This is a genomic window from Tepiditoga spiralis, assembly GCF_014701195.1.
Taxonomy (GTDB): Bacteria; Thermotogota; Thermotogae; order Petrotogales; family Petrotogaceae; genus Tepiditoga; species Tepiditoga spiralis.
On the sequence record NZ_AP018712.1, the window covers coordinates 229526 to 244011 of the forward strand.

Here is a 14486-nt window from a genome sequence, read left to right on the forward strand (position 1 = left end):
AATACTTTATTTTCCTAAATCAACAATTTTATTAATACTATCTGTTTGATTAGTTGATGGTAAAGGATCTGAAAATGCCATTCCTCCAAATGCAATAATTGCTATAACTATGAATATAATCTTTTTCATTTTTAACACCTCCTCTTTAGCTTATTTAAATTATACCTCAATTTATTTGATTTCACTTTATTGCGTGTGCTATAATGGTTTATATAAGATGATTTTAGACGACAATTTTTCTTAAAAATTGTAACATTGCATTTTTTTGTTTATAACGTCCCATTTGAAGTAGGAGGAAACAACTTATGAATGAATTTTGTCTCAAGATTTTTAATATAGCTTCTCAATATGGTTCTTATGGAAGACCTTTTTTAAATAGGTTTATTTTTTATAATAAAATAAATAACGGTTGGGATAGTTTATTTAAATCTTTTTTATTTAGTTGGGATAATAATTTTGAAAGTTCCCTTTTAGAAATTAATAATGGTATTAAAAATTGCAAATCTAACACTCTTTATTATTTATTGCTGTCTAAAAAAATATCCTGTTTAATTCGTTTAAATAAATTTAATGAATCTAAAAAATTGTATATGATTTTAAAAAAGAACTTAAGAAATATTCCTGAATTTTCTAGGAATATTGTTTTTTCTACATTATTAAACTGTGAATCTATTTTAAATATAAATAAAAACACAAGACTTTGGTCCAAAAAATATGAAGAAGATTTTTCTACAAAATTATTTGTAACTATTGGTAATGCTAGAAAAAATATTATAAATAATAATTTTAATGAAGGATGGAAAAATTTTCAAACTGCTTATGAGTTGGCAAAAAAAATACGACATCCTGTTGGTTTAATAACTGTTTTAAATGATTATAGTTGGTTTTTAAAAGATTTTGATGAAAGAAAAGCAAAAGAACTTTCAATTGAATTGATGTATTACTATTCATATTTTTTTGAAGATTTAACTACATGGTTTGGAGTTTACGACACTTTTTTTGAAGTTCATAAAAATGATTTTTATTTTTTATTTTGGAATTTTAATGAATTAAGCTTTATATTCAATTTATTATCTAAAGAAGATAAAGAAAAATATAAATACTTTAAACTGTATGAAGGCAAATTTAAAATAAAATTATCTAAATATAATAATACAAAATTTTTAAAAGATTATTTAAGTCAATATTTTTCTAATTTTTTTAAAGCATCAAAATTAACAAATATTTCTTATAAAAGATTAAAAGATTTGTTTAATAATAAAACAAAAAAAATTAAAGGCAATACTATTCAAAAATTTATATTAGGATTTAAAATAACTCCAAATACAAATGCACCTTTTCCAATTTTAAATGAATACTTGAAACTATTAATAGATAAAAAATTTATTGAATCTTTAAATACTTTTTCTAAGTTAAACCATACTAATAAAAAAATGGTGTTTATTACAACTTATGTATCTATTTTAGATAAAAAGAATTCTAATTTAAAAAAGTTATACAATAATTTGAATACTATAAATACATTAAATCTTGATTATGATTTAAAACTATTTGTTATTAACATGATTAATCCAAACAATATTTTAAAAGGAAGAATAGACTTAGTCTATCATTTTTTTAAAAAATTCACTATAAAAAAAAGAAAGTTATTTTTTGAAAATTATTTAAATTTAGAAAGTAAAGAAAAATACGTAATAGACACTTTTATAAGAAATTATTCAAGATATGATTTTAATTTTTCTATTAAGTTAAAAATTTTTGATGAATTAAAAGAATTTACAAATAAGTATAAATTAAAAAAAACACCAACGATATTATCTTTTTGGTGTTTTTCAAAATCTTCTGAAAGGAGAGTTTTATTAAACATTTTAAAAAAATTATAAGTATTTTATTAAAAATATATTATTTAATTCGAATATTAAGATGAATCTAAAATTTTATTATTTATCTACTTTTAATCATTTTTCTATCTTACATGAGAATAACTTTATCAAAATCAAATAATTGTAGTGAAAGTTTATTATTTATAATAATTATATATTACTTAATGATATTAAAAATTCTTCATTATTTAGTTCAATATATTTTATTAAAGAATTCATTACTAATTATTTTAAAAATCTAATACTTTTTTATTTTTTATCTGATGAATCCCCAATACAATCAAAGAAAAAAACACAAATAGTATTATAATCATGTAAATAATAGCATTGATGCCACCCAAATCTGGTCTCACTATTATATAAGGTAAAATTAATATTATTAGTGTAAATATCGCTTCTATATTTACAGCTTTAACGTCTGATTTAAAAAGTAATCGTGAAATAATACCTCCATTTGATCCTATAATTGCTGAACATAATGGTATTATTATTAACGTTTCTAATGGAATACTTATATCGACAAAAACATACTTTAATAATGTGCTCATTTCAATTGTAGAAATAATTGAATATATCATCCCCAATAAAAGTGGTAAAATTATTTTTCCTATATAAAAATTCAATGGTTTTATTCCAGAGGATAATAAAAATTCTAATGTTTCATCCATTCTTTCAAAGCTTATGGAGTTACCAGAAAAACTACCAGCTACACCCAAAGGCATTAGTCCTGAAAATAAAATTACACTAGTTCTAAAAAAATATCCCACTAATGAAAAAGGAGTTTTAGGCATAAATAAAAGTGCTGGAAAAATAAAAATACTTGCTATAGACCAATAAATTTCTCTTTTTTGATACTTTAAATACTTTAAATCCTTATAAAAAATTGCCAATATTGTATCTATTTTACTCACCTCATATTTCTTAGTTTTATTTCTTTGTCTTAAAATATTTTATATTTATTAAATCTTTGTATTGTAAAAATCATTATAATACAAATCATTATTATCATATACATTATTAAGAGTAAAGTCTTTATCAAACTTATTGGATAAAAAATAATGAATCCAAATATAAATACTGTAGCACTAATAAAATAACTCATATAATAACTTTTGTCCATTTTTAAAGTTAATAAAAAGGTCATTGTAGCATTCAATACTCCAAACAATATTGGAATAGCGAAAAATAAAATAAGATTAATTTCAATTTTTGGGAAATAATTAAAAAGATTAATTATATATATACAGCAAATATTATATATTGTAATGATTAATGAAACTATTATTGGTAAGATTATTTTTCCTACAAATATATTTTTTCTTTTTAATCCTATACTCAAAAGTGTTTCTAATGTTTTTTTGTTTTTTTCTTCTTGAACTGAATTATATGTAATAAAAACTGAGTATATTCCTATTATAAATAAAATAAACATTAAAAATATTAAAAAATTTTTAGGCCTATTTTCTAATAATAAAATCAAATACATTATTGGTAAATATATTAATTTTAACACCATAGAACGTTTTTTATTTACTGAAATAAATTCTTGAAATTCTTTATAAAAAATTGTTATTATTTCATTCAACAAAATCTTCCTCCTCATCATAATTGGTGGTAAGAGAAAGATAAAATTCTTTAAAGTCTTTAAACTCTTTATTTTTTTCACCTTGATATACAAATTCACCTTCATTCAATATTTTTATTTCTGTACACAAGTCGTGTATCAAGCTCAGGTCATGTGAAGTAATAATTATTGTCGTACCATTTTCATTTAATTCTTTTAATATATTGACTATAATATTTATACTCTCTGGGTCTATTCCATTTAATGCTTCATCTATCAATAACAATTTTGGAGAACCTATTAATGCAGATGCTAATCCTAATCTTTTTTTCATTCCATTTGAAAAATCATATGCTTTATCATGAATCCTTTTTGATAGTTTCAATTTTTTTAAAAGTATTTTTATTTTTTTATCATATTCATCTTTACTCAATCCTATAATTTTTGCTCTAAATACTAAATTTTCATATGCTGTTAATCTTTCATAAATTGATGCTCCTGAAGGAATATAAGCTACTTGTTTTTTATAATCAGTTATCATATCTTGATTAATTATAATCTTTCCTTCACTTGGTAATATTAAGTTAGATATCAATCTATATATGGTCGTTTTTCCAGCTCCATTGTGTCCAATTAAACCTGTTATTTCATTACTTGGAAACTCTACTGTTAAATCATTTAATACTTCAACTTTATTTTTGTAATTGAATGAAACTTTTTCAAATTTTATCATTTCTTCTCCTTTATTTTTTTATATTTTTTTACTTTATCAATCTTAATAATCTTTTATTTTTATAAAATATATTGTGAAAATATTCTTAAACAAAAACAATAATTTACATATGTATTTAATAATTTTATTTTTTGTAAACTAACGTAAATATTATATCACTTTTTATATTAACTAAAAATTTTTATTTTTTTACAAATCTATTTAAATCATTATTTACTTTTCTAAAGTTCTTTTATTCACACATATTACTTTTAGAAATCTTGATTTTTTTTATTTTTTGTGTTAAAATTAAATTAAGATACTTTATGTTAATTTAATATCAAAAATAAATTCAAATAATCAACTTAAATTTTATAATTTTTTTTTTGAAATATGATATAATCATGTTTTTATGATACAATTATATTTTTGGGAGCTGATATAGTGAAACCTTTAAAAACTATTATTTCAAATGTTTATTTTAAAATAATATATATCTTTTCTATTTTCTTATTCTTCTTTTTTATAATAATAACTATTTTGTTTTCTTATGAATATGAATTAAAAATTAAAAATACTGAACTTGCATTAAACTATACATTTGAAAGTGTTAATAATGAAATAAAAAATTATGAAACAGCTGTTTATAATATTCTTCAAAATTTTTTAACATCAAAAAATACTTTAAAACCACAAACAGAAAAAATTTATTTAAATAAATTAAAAAATATCAAAACTACCTTAAAAGTAATTAATTTAAACTACTATTTTATAAATGAAAAAGGAATAGTATATGATACAGATTATTCAACGGATTTAAATTTAGATCTCTCGATATTTAAAAATTTTTGGAAAGAAATTTCTTCTATAAAAGTAGGCGAAACTCTGATTAAATCAATCACTTTTGAAACCTTGACTGGTAAAACACGATTATACGGATATACCAAACTTTCAAATGGGAGTATTTTTGAAATTGGAATTTTATTTGAAAATTTTAATACTTATTTCAATAAAAAGTTATTTAATAACCCTTATTTAAAAAATGAACATTTTAAAGTTAAAACATATATTGGATCAATAAGTTTATTTGAAAAAAAATATCCTAAAGAAAAATATCTTTATTTAAAAAATTCTTTAAAATCAACAGTAATATTAAATACTAAATTATTCGAAAAAACTTATTATATAGGAAAATCTTTTGGTACTTCAAACTATTTTATAGAATTTACACTTGTATTTAAAAGATTAAAATATATTTTTTATTTAATTATTTTTGCCACTTTAATATTTTTAATATTCACTATTTTAATGTACAACTATATTAAAAATAAAATAAAAATTAATATTACAAAACCAACAAAACAGTTATCAAATAATATGAAAAATTTTGTTCTTACAAATACAATTGGAGAAGATATAAAGACAAATATTTCAGAAATTTTTAATATTTATATAAATTATAAAAAAATGGCAACTGAAATAATTGAAAATAAAGAAGAAATGTTGGCAACAAACGAAGAGTTAGAAGCTTCTTATCAAAAACTATATGAAAAAAATAATGAATTAGAAAATTCTTATAAAAAATTAGAAGAACTAAATAAAACTTTAGATTTAAAAGTAGCAGAAAAAACAAAAGAAATACTTAATTCCAAAGAAAAAATTATGCAAGCAGAAAAATTATCTTCTTTAAGTTTCTTAATAATGGAAATTGCTCATCAATTAAATACGCCTATTGGAGTAAGTATAACAGGAACTTCATTTATGTTAGAACAATTAGAAGAAAAAATAAAAAAATGTGATAGTTCCTTAAAGAAAGATCTTTTGGACTGGAATAACACTATAAATATCGTTTTAAAAAACTTATTAAAAAGCGCCAATATTTTAAATACATTTAAGAATATTTCTACAACAAAAAGTGACGAACTTTTAAGTATTTTTGATATAAAAACATTAATTATTAATACTTTAAATTTTTTTGATTTAAAAGATATTAAAGTTATGACAGAAATACCTAAAATGAACATTAAAGGGTATCCAGGAGTTTTAAAACAAATATTTACAATTTTAATTACAAATACACTTGAATATGCTTTTCCCAATAATACTTTTGACAAAAAAATTATAAAAGTTAATGTAAAGAAAAAAGATGATAAATTATTAATAGAATACAGTGATAATGGAATTGGAATAAATGAAGATACTTTAAAAAAAATATTTGAACCCTATTATACAACTTCAAAAAATAAAGATGGTCTTGGATTATATATAGTATATAATTTAGTAAAAAATACTTTAAATGGCGAAATAATATGTGAAAGCCATATTAATCAAGGAACCTTATTTAAAATAAAATTTTAAGTATATTTGTAAATAAATACCCCTTTAAAAGGGGTATTTATTTTTTATAATTTTAAATTTTTTTATTGAATAAAATTTAATTGTTCTTGAGTTAAATAACCTGCTGATGTATCGTAATAATCTGTCCATTCATCAACAATGTTAATATCTTCAAATCCATAATTTATAAAATCATTTCTTACTTTTATATTGTTCAAAACATTAGTCAAAAATTTTGAAGTTTTATTATCATCAATAATGCTTCCATTTGAATCTTTAATAACAAATCTTTGTTCGCTCTTATTTATATACATCTTATTATTACTATTTATAAAAATTGTATTTTTAGAGAGTCTAACACCAAAATAATTTTGAAAATTTTTCTTACTTGAATTTCTAGCTACAATCAAAAATCCTTTTGATTTTAAAATACCTGAAAGTGAAATTTCTATTGGTGTATAAAGAGTTCCGTCAGTACGTTTTCTATCTAATACAAGTTTACATCCATTAAGATTTATGCTTTCAGAAGTATTATTATAAAATTCAATATATTCATAATTATAATCATAAGCATCTACTACTTCTGTAAGATATAATTTTTTGTTGGTAAATGGTTGAAGCGTAGTAAATGAAATAATTGATGATTCTTTTTCATTATTTCCATAATATACAGAAACTTTAATATAATAAGTTGTATTTGAATTCAAATTATTTAGAGTATAAGAAGTAGCATTTTCCCCTAATTCAACGGTTTTTATAAAATTCACATTGTCTGTTGAAAGATAGATTCTATAACCTAATTCTGATTGGCTATTATCACTCCACATTAATTTTGCACTATTGGTATTAATAGAACTTACTGTTAAATTATTTGGAGCATTTATTCCTTCCGATGAAGAATTTTGGTTGAACCATCTTATTACATTACTAGCAAAAGTTCTGTTATCATATTCAAAATATCCACTGTATTTATCTGTTGTACCATCTCCTCGCGTTCCATCATTAAACATAGAACTATCTCCACATGAAACAAACTTACCTTTCCCATATGTTCCAGCAATGATATAAGGACCAGCTGAAGTTGTTGAAGTATAGACAACCCCATTTATAGTATTTGAAATCATATAATGAGTACTTCCATTCCAAACAGCAACTTGAGAAACATTTGTTGTTATTGAATGTGTTCTAATATCTGTAACTGGTGCTTGATAAACATTGTTTTCCTCATATCTAAATCCAAGTCTTCCTACAAAATCATCTGTGTAACTGTTTTTGCTATCTATTGTATGTGTTCCTTTTTTAAATCCATTGAATATTTCGACTGCATCCCAGCCATCTGCATTTCTATCAGCGCCTTCATGATCACTAATAAAGAAGACATTTCCACCATCATTAATATACTGTATTATTGCATCTTGTTCTGCTTTTGTGAAAGGAATATTTGGTTCAGGAATTATGTAAGCAAAATAATTTTTTAATACATCATAAGTGATTTTGGCATCATCATCTATTTGACCAGAACCACTTTCATCGTTTCCCCATTCTTCAACGGTGTATCCAAGTAATTTTATATCATCTGCAAGTGTTGAATAACCACCTCTTATGGTCCAATCTGCATTTCCTGCTGTTTGTGAATGAGCATTGTCAAATAATACTTTTTGAGAAATACTTCGAGTCATTAAAAATTCTTTAGAACTCTTTACTTCATTAAATTTTGTACACGATGCAAACAAAAACACTAAAAAAAGTACAACAACAGTGAAAAATTTTTTCATAACCAAACCCCCTGCAATATTTTAGATTTTTCAGTTAACATATCAAGCATAAATGTATTAACTGAAATTTTGCTTACTTAAGATTTAATTATAACATTTTTTTAACTTTATTTTCAACTTAAGCTGGTTAAAGTTATTTAACAAATTTTTCAAGTAGAAAAAATAATATGAAATTTTATCTTGTTTTTGCAAAGGTCAATCCAATGGTATTTGTGTTTAATAATTCTATTGCTGTATTCATACTTGCACCACTTGTATAAACATCATCTATTATTATAATATTTTTGGGTACTTTTTTTATTATTTCAAAGTTTACAGAATTTAATCTTTCATTTTGTGTCATTTCTGCATGTCTTTTTTTGCTTTTATTTATTAATAATTCTTTTAATTCAAAATCAAAATATTTTGCAAAGTGTTTTGCTATTTCTTTAGCTGGTATAAAACCTTTTTCATAATAACTTTTTTTATTTGAAGGAATAAATGTAACTGTATAAACTTCTTCTGGAATTTTTAAATCTATAAATAATTTACAAAGCATCTCACCCATTATTTTTGAAAATGATGGGTGAGATGCATATTTATACATTTTTATCATTTTTGATGATTTATAATAGTGTGTACAATGATATATATTATTACTAGAACGCACTGGTTCATACATATCATTTATACACTTTGTGCATATTCTTTTTGTTGTAGGTTTTCCACACAAAAAACATTTACTTTCAAATATTGTTGAAAAAATTTTTTTATAAATTGGTAACCATCTCTGCATTTAATTTTAAAAGTGCATTTAAAGCGGCTAATTTTAAGTCTCCACGCTCATTTGGATCCTTTAATATGTTGTAAGGAATTTCCCAATATTGTTTTGCTTTAAAGTATTTTAATGTGTTTAATGCATTTTTTCTTACAGTTGTTGGATATTTTTTATCTCCAGATATTTGAGCAATTTCTGGTACAAAATTTTCCAATTTTAATTTTTTTATTATTCTTATCCCTGTATTTATTCTTTTTGAAGATAAGGATTCTAAAAATGATGGAACATGATCCATTAGTTTATAGTCTTGAAAGTATGCCAAATAAGTTGCACTTCCAAGAACATAATCATCATCTATTTTTTTCAATAAATCTCTTGAAAAGTCTACATAAGACATATCATCTTTTTCTGAAGCTAACTTTAGTCCAAAACTTATTAATTTTGGGTCTTTTTCGTTTATAAAAGTTTCTATTATCCAAGATGGTAAATTTTCACTTCCACAAACTTTTTTTATAGTTTTTACAAGCTCTATTAATATTTCATTGTCTTTTTCTTCATTTATTTTATTTTCCACAAAACTTTTTATTATATCACATGGTATTGTTGCCATAAACTTTATTATCATTATTTGTGTTTGTTTTTCACACTCTGGATAAACTTCTTTTATTAAATTAAAGAATGTAATTGAATCGTTTGATTCAAAATATCTTGCCATTGCCATTTTTTTTACTGCTAATTGTACATCTTTTGACTTTATAGTTTCCGATATATTTTCAAGTGCATATATGAGTTGCTGTATTTTTATGTATGGATCATCTTTTAAAAGAGTTAATATTTTTTCACTTTCTTCTGGGTAAAATTCTAAAAAACTTACTAATAATTGATACCTAACCGTTGGATCAGGATCTGTTGTATGACTAAAAATATAATCAATAGGTTCATAACCAGAAGTTATATACATTTTTATTGCTTCTCTTCTCAATGATGGGGCTAAATCTTTAGTTGCTGCTTTTAATTGATTTTCTTCTAATAAATTCATTTTTTCAAGATATTTTAATGATGCTAATCTAACTCCCGCATCTGAATCATTAAGATAATCTTTTATTATTGGTGTATCTATTTTTAACTTAGTTAATTCTTGTATAGCTCTTGACTTAAAAGCTGGATAAGGTGAATCTAACATATCAAAAAAAACCTTTGCATTTTCTGACTTTATTTTTTCTTGAAGTAATTTATATGTTTCTATTATTTCACTGGCCATTTTTTTCCTCCTGAATAGCTATTTTTAATATATCTTTTCCAAATCCTATACTTAAAAAATTTTTTTCATAATTAAATTTTGTAATGTTATCTCCTATATATGTAATCCCAACAGTTCCATAATTATTTTTATACCTATATAATTTTTTTGAATATTTATTGTATTTTAATCCTGTTTTTTCTCCATTATTATTAGAAATAATCATATATTCATTATAATAATAAAGATTTTTAATTTCATTTTTTGTTATCCTAATTGTTTCCATTATAGAATTTTCTTTTATATTTAAATCCACTATATCATTCATGACTTTTTTTAAAATAAAGACAGTCCTTGCGAAAGTTGCAAGGACCGCTAAAGTCATTATTGAAATTATTAATAATTCAAAAACAGTTTCAATCAAAATAAATCCATTTTTCATTATTATCTTACCGGAGTTGATATATATATTGAAAAATCTTTTCTGTCTTTTGTAAATCTAAATTCTATCTTTATATCATCAATAAAATTTTGTGGCTTTGGTATTGTTACTCCAGCTTTTAATATTAAATAGTCTGCTAAATCCAAACTTACATTTTCTTGTAATGGATATCCAAAATAGAGTTTACCAAAAAATAATGACTCCTCATACTTAAATCCTGCATAAATAAAAGGTAAACTTCTTTCTTTTGTTCCAGTTGGATTATCATTGAACCATATAATGCCACCTTCAACATTTATATTATTATTTATTTTAGATATTAAAACTGATATATCCGTTATTGTAGTTAATTTTACTTGCGTTGTAAAATCTGGATACATGTCAAAAGCAAAGTCAAATGTTTTTGAATTAAATCCAAAATTCAAAGCAACATTTGATTTTTTATCTGTCAATACAGAAATTCCAGTATTAATATTTATACTAAAGGAAATTATTCCAATTAAAAGTAAAAAAATAATAATTATTTTTTTCATATTATCACTTTAAGTCTGTTCTCACTGAATCAAGGTTTTCTTGATTTTTTACAAAAGTAGTACCTTCTTCCATTTCTTTCATAGCCTTTGTTACATAATCTCTTGACTTTTTAGTTTGTTCTAATTCTTCTGTATTTTTTAAAACTTCGGCTCTTTTAGCAGCTATTATTGGTACTACATATTTTAAACCAATTTTACCCATTATTTTATCGTAATTAAATCCTAATTTCATTAGCTCACCTCTCATTAAACGTTTGTTTAAAAAATTTATACTTTCCAAGATGCTGTCCTATTCTATTTATATTCAATTGTTCTGCTATTATTATAGAAATCAATTGATTTATTGATTCATTTAAATTTTGATTAACTATTAAATAATCAAAATCATAAATTTTTGAAAGTTCCCAGTGAGCATCTTCTAATCTTTTAGTCAAATCTTTATGATTTTCTGTTCCTCTTCCTTCTAATCTTCTTCTTAGCTCTTCATAAGATGGTGGAGCAATAAATATTAAAACAGTATCATCAGCCATTACTTTTTTTATATTTAAAGCACCTTGAACATCAACATCTAAAACTATATTGTATCCTTCAGCCAATTTATTTTTTATTTCTTCTTTACCAGTTCCATAATAATATCCATGAACTTCTGCACACTCTAAAAATTCATTATTTTTTTCCATTTTTTTAAACTGTTCTTCTGATATAAAATTATAGTCTATTCCATCTTTTTCTCCAGGTCTCATAGCTCTTGTTGTATATGAAACCGAAAAAGTAAATCCATCCACTACATTTAGAGCCTTTTTTATCATTGAAGATTTTCCAGCTCCCGATGGACCGCTTACAACGTAGAGAATTCCTTTCATCCGTTAAACGCCTCTTTACGTATTCTTTCTAAAGCTTTTTCTATATCATAAAAATTTTGAGTAAATCTATTTGTTATTGTTTCAGGTTGAATTGCACTTGCTATTACATGACCAGAATCAGTTATAACAAAAGCTCTTGTTTTTCTTCCATGATTAACTTCAAGAAGTTTCCCTTGTGATTCTGCTACATCTCTCAATCTTTTTAATGGTTGTGACCCTGGATTAACTATGGCAATTACTCTATCTCCTACAACTACATTACCAAATCCTATATTTATTAAACCGTACATAAAAACACCTCCAGTTTTTTATTTATTAATATATTTTATTAATGTATATTTTGAACTTGTTCCCTAATTTTATTTATTAAAACTCTTCCTTCAACTGAATAGTTTGTTATATCTGTCATTTTAGATTTCGAAGCTATTGTATTAAACTCTCTATGCATTTCTTGTGAAAGAAAATCAAGATTCTGACCTTTTACTTCATCTTTAGAATTTATAATTGTTCTTACCTTTTTTATATGACTTTTTAATCTATCTATTTCTTCTGAAATATCAGCTCTTTCTGCTGTTAATACAACTTCAAGCTCTAATCTTTCTTCATTTATTTTTTCTTTTGAAGTTAAAACTTGTTCTATATTATTCATTAATCTTTCTCTATAGATATCTTTTATTTTACCTGCATCTATTTCAAGTTTGCTTACTAAATCTTCAACTTGATTCATATATTCAGTAATTACTGTTTTTAAGTTTTCACCTTCTGAATATTGAAATTCCTTTACTTTTTCAACTGTTTCTCCTAATACTTCTTTTAATCCTCCCCAAACCTCTTCAAGAGATTTTTCGTTTATTTTTACTTTTATTACATCTCTAAATTTTGTTAAAATATCAAGGTTTGGTTTGTCTGGTAAATTTAATTCTTCTGCAACTTTATTTAAAGCTTCATTATAAGATTTAGCTAATCCCATATCTATTTCTACAAAATCTGATGGATTCAAAAATCTTATATCAACAAAAACATTTATATTTCCTCTTTTAAATTGTTTTTTTAAATAATTTTGAACATTCAATTCAAGTGGTGAAAATATTCCTGCAAGTGATGTTTTTAAATTTAAATACTTTCCATTCAAAGATTTTATTTCAACAGTATAGTTATAGTTGCCTATAATCTTTTCTATTCTTCCATAACCAGTCATACTTCTCATATTTTTTCCCTCCAAGTTTATTATACACTAAAATTTTTAAAATTTCAAAAAATTTAATACATTTTTTAGTTTCTTTAAGAAATACTGTGCCTCTTCCATTGTATTCGTGTGAGATAGGCTAATTCGCAACATTGCTTTTGAATCTGTTTCAGAATATCCCAATTCTTTTAATACTCTACTTCCAGAAACGCCTTTGCTAGAACATGCCGCTGATGTAGAAATGTATATTCCTTCATCTGATAAAGCATTTACTATTACATCTCCTCTTGTTTTAGGAAAAAAGGCAGCTAATGTATTTGGAACAGAGTTATCAATTGGAGTTATTATCTTTGCTCCCATACTTTCCATTTCACTCTTTATATAATTTCTTATTTCTTCTATTTTTTTCATTTTAATTAAGTTTTCAAATGCTTTTTTCAAAGCCAATGCAGTTCCTACTATTCCAGGAACATTTTGTGTTCCGCCTCTCATTCCTCTTTCCTGACTTCCGCCAGTAATAATTGGAAAAATTCTTGTTCTTTCTTTTTTATATAAAATACCTACTCCTTTTGGACCATGAAACTTATGAGCAGAAAATGATGCTAAATCACAATTTAAATCTTTTAATTTAAAGTCCATTTTCCCAACTATTTGAACACAATCAACATGAAAATAAGCTTTTGGTGATTTTTCTTTTATCAAATTAGAGATTTCTTTTATTGGTTGAATAGTTCCAGTTTCATTATTAGCAGCCATTATACTAACAAGAATTGTATCTTCTCTTAAAGATTTTTTTATTTCTTCTAAAGAAATAACTCCATCTTTGTTTGCATTTACATAAGTAATTTCAAATCCTTCTTTTTCAAGCGTTTTTAATGTGTTTATTGTTGCACTATGCTCAATTTTAGAAGTTATTATATGTTTTCCATATTTTTCATTTGCTTTTGCAACTCCACGCAATGCCCAATTGATTGATTCAGTTGCACACGAAGTAAAATAAATTTCAAATGGTAAAACGCCAAAAAGTTTTGCTATACTATTTCTTGATTCTTCAACTGCATCTTCTGATTCAATTCCAAATTCATGTATTGAATTTGGATTTGCATATCTTTCAGTCATATATTTATAAATCAAATCTGCAACTTCTTTATCAACTTGAGTCGTTGCATTATTATCAAAATAAATCATTTTTCT

Annotated in this window: 16 protein-coding genes; 2 read left to right on the plus strand and 14 right to left on the minus strand. The window is 23.4% G+C overall.

The window, feature by feature from the left end; genetic code table 11:
• Positions 1-6 precede the first annotated feature (6 nt).
• Positions 7-129, minus strand: a complete 123-nt coding sequence (locus IGS63_RS11750) for a hypothetical protein (protein ID WP_269777941.1) — start codon at positions 127-129, stop codon at positions 7-9.
• A gap of 176 nt (positions 130-305) precedes the next feature.
• Between IGS63_RS11750 and IGS63_RS01095 the strand changes: the two genes are divergently transcribed.
• Positions 306-1883: a hypothetical protein gene (locus IGS63_RS01095; RefSeq protein WP_190615212.1), complete on the plus strand. Its 1578-nt coding sequence runs from the start codon at positions 306-308 to the stop codon at positions 1881-1883.
• 230 nt (positions 1884-2113) lie between these two features.
• On the opposite strand, the gene IGS63_RS01100 is transcribed toward IGS63_RS01095, so the two are convergent.
• From IGS63_RS01100 to IGS63_RS01110, 3 genes are read right to left on the minus strand one after another with little or no spacing between them, the layout of a single operon-like run.
• On the minus strand, positions 2114-2794 hold the full coding sequence (locus tag IGS63_RS01100; RefSeq protein ID WP_190615213.1) for a hypothetical protein: 681 nt from the start codon (positions 2792-2794) through the stop codon (positions 2114-2116).
• 29 nt (positions 2795-2823) lie between these two features.
• Positions 2824-3471, minus strand: coding sequence for a hypothetical protein (locus IGS63_RS01105; protein ID WP_190615214.1), 648 nt, complete (start codon positions 3469-3471; stop codon positions 2824-2826).
• Complete coding sequence (locus tag IGS63_RS01110) at positions 3461-4180, minus strand: ABC transporter ATP-binding protein (protein ID WP_190615215.1); 720 nt, start codon at positions 4178-4180, stop codon at positions 3461-3463. The genes IGS63_RS01105 and IGS63_RS01110 overlap by 11 nt, the downstream gene beginning before the upstream one ends.
• Positions 4181-4603: 423 nt before the next feature.
• Between IGS63_RS01110 and IGS63_RS01115 the strand changes: the two genes are divergently transcribed.
• Positions 4604-6517: an ATP-binding protein gene (locus IGS63_RS01115; RefSeq protein ID WP_190615216.1), complete on the plus strand. Its 1914-nt coding sequence runs from the start codon at positions 4604-4606 to the stop codon at positions 6515-6517.
• 62 nt (positions 6518-6579) lie between these two features.
• Here IGS63_RS01115 and IGS63_RS01120 read toward each other — a convergent pair whose 3' ends face one another.
• From IGS63_RS01120 to IGS63_RS01165, 10 genes are all read right to left on the minus strand, one after another.
• Positions 6580-8271, minus strand: a complete 1692-nt coding sequence (locus tag IGS63_RS01120) for a fibronectin type III domain-containing protein (protein WP_190615217.1) — start codon at positions 8269-8271, stop codon at positions 6580-6582.
• A gap of 175 nt (positions 8272-8446) precedes the next feature.
• Complete coding sequence (locus IGS63_RS01125; protein WP_190615218.1) at positions 8447-8983, minus strand: ComF family protein; 537 nt, start codon at positions 8981-8983, stop codon at positions 8447-8449.
• Between the two features lie 37 nt (positions 8984-9020).
• Positions 9021-10289 carry a HEAT repeat domain-containing protein gene (locus IGS63_RS01130; protein ID WP_190615219.1) on the minus strand — a complete coding sequence of 423 codons (1269 nt, stop codon included), beginning with the start codon at positions 10287-10289 and terminating at the stop codon, positions 9021-9023.
• Entirely contained in the window at positions 10279-10710 is a 432-nt protein-coding gene (locus tag IGS63_RS01135) for a type II secretion system protein (RefSeq protein WP_190615220.1), read from the minus strand. Before IGS63_RS01135 ends, IGS63_RS01130 begins: the two co-directional genes overlap by 11 nt.
• 2 nt (positions 10711-10712) lie before the next feature.
• A complete protein-coding gene (locus IGS63_RS01140; protein WP_190615221.1) occupies positions 10713-11243 on the minus strand; it encodes a hypothetical protein in 531 nt (176 codons plus the stop codon).
• Between the two features lie 4 nt (positions 11244-11247).
• Positions 11248-11475 carry a DNA-directed RNA polymerase subunit omega gene (locus tag IGS63_RS01145; RefSeq protein WP_190615222.1) on the minus strand — a complete coding sequence of 76 codons (228 nt, stop codon included), beginning with the start codon at positions 11473-11475 and terminating at the stop codon, positions 11248-11250.
• Positions 11476-11479: 4 nt separating this feature from the next.
• Entirely contained in the window at positions 11480-12106 is a 627-nt protein-coding gene (gene gmk, locus IGS63_RS01150) for a guanylate kinase (RefSeq protein WP_190615223.1), read from the minus strand.
• A complete protein-coding gene (locus IGS63_RS01155) occupies positions 12103-12396 on the minus strand; it encodes a DUF370 domain-containing protein (protein ID WP_190615224.1) in 294 nt (97 codons plus the stop codon). The genes gmk and IGS63_RS01155 overlap by 4 nt, the downstream gene beginning before the upstream one ends.
• A 38-nt stretch (positions 12397-12434) precedes the next feature.
• Entirely contained in the window at positions 12435-13313 is an 879-nt protein-coding gene (locus IGS63_RS01160; RefSeq protein ID WP_190615225.1) for a YicC/YloC family endoribonuclease, read from the minus strand.
• A gap of 36 nt (positions 13314-13349) precedes the next feature.
• Entirely contained in the window at positions 13350-14480 is a 1131-nt protein-coding gene (locus IGS63_RS01165; protein WP_190615226.1) for a cysteine desulfurase family protein, read from the minus strand.
• Positions 14481-14486: the final 6 nt, after the last annotated feature.

Coding starts and splice junctions, on each gene's coding strand:
- IGS63_RS11750 (WP_269777941.1), bottom strand. CDS start 129: ATGAAAAAGATTATATTCATAGTTATAGCAATTATTGCATTTGGAGGA.
- IGS63_RS01095 (WP_190615212.1), top strand. CDS start 306: ATGAATGAATTTTGTCTCAAGATTTTTAATATAGCTTCTCAATATGGT.
- IGS63_RS01110 (WP_190615215.1), bottom strand. CDS start 4,180: ATGATAAAATTTGAAAAAGTTTCATTCAATTACAAAAATAAAGTTGAA.
- IGS63_RS01120 (WP_190615217.1), bottom strand. CDS start 8,271: ATGAAAAAATTTTTCACTGTTGTTGTACTTTTTTTAGTGTTTTTGTTT.
- IGS63_RS01130 (WP_190615219.1), bottom strand. CDS start 10,289: ATGGCCAGTGAAATAATAGAAACATATAAATTACTTCAAGAAAAAATA.
- IGS63_RS01135 (WP_190615220.1), bottom strand. CDS start 10,710: ATGAAAAATGGATTTATTTTGATTGAAACTGTTTTTGAATTATTAATA.
- IGS63_RS01140 (WP_190615221.1), bottom strand. CDS start 11,243: ATGAAAAAAATAATTATTATTTTTTTACTTTTAATTGGAATAATTTCC.
- IGS63_RS01145 (WP_190615222.1), bottom strand. CDS start 11,475: ATGAAATTAGGATTTAATTACGATAAAATAATGGGTAAAATTGGTTTA.
- gmk (WP_190615223.1), bottom strand. CDS start 12,106: ATGAAAGGAATTCTCTACGTTGTAAGCGGTCCATCGGGAGCTGGAAAA.
- IGS63_RS01155 (WP_190615224.1), bottom strand. CDS start 12,396: ATGTACGGTTTAATAAATATAGGATTTGGTAATGTAGTTGTAGGAGAT.
- IGS63_RS01160 (WP_190615225.1), bottom strand. CDS start 13,313: ATGAGAAGTATGACTGGTTATGGAAGAATAGAAAAGATTATAGGCAAC.
- IGS63_RS01165 (WP_190615226.1), bottom strand. CDS start 14,480: ATGATTTATTTTGATAATAATGCAACGACTCAAGTTGATAAAGAAGTT.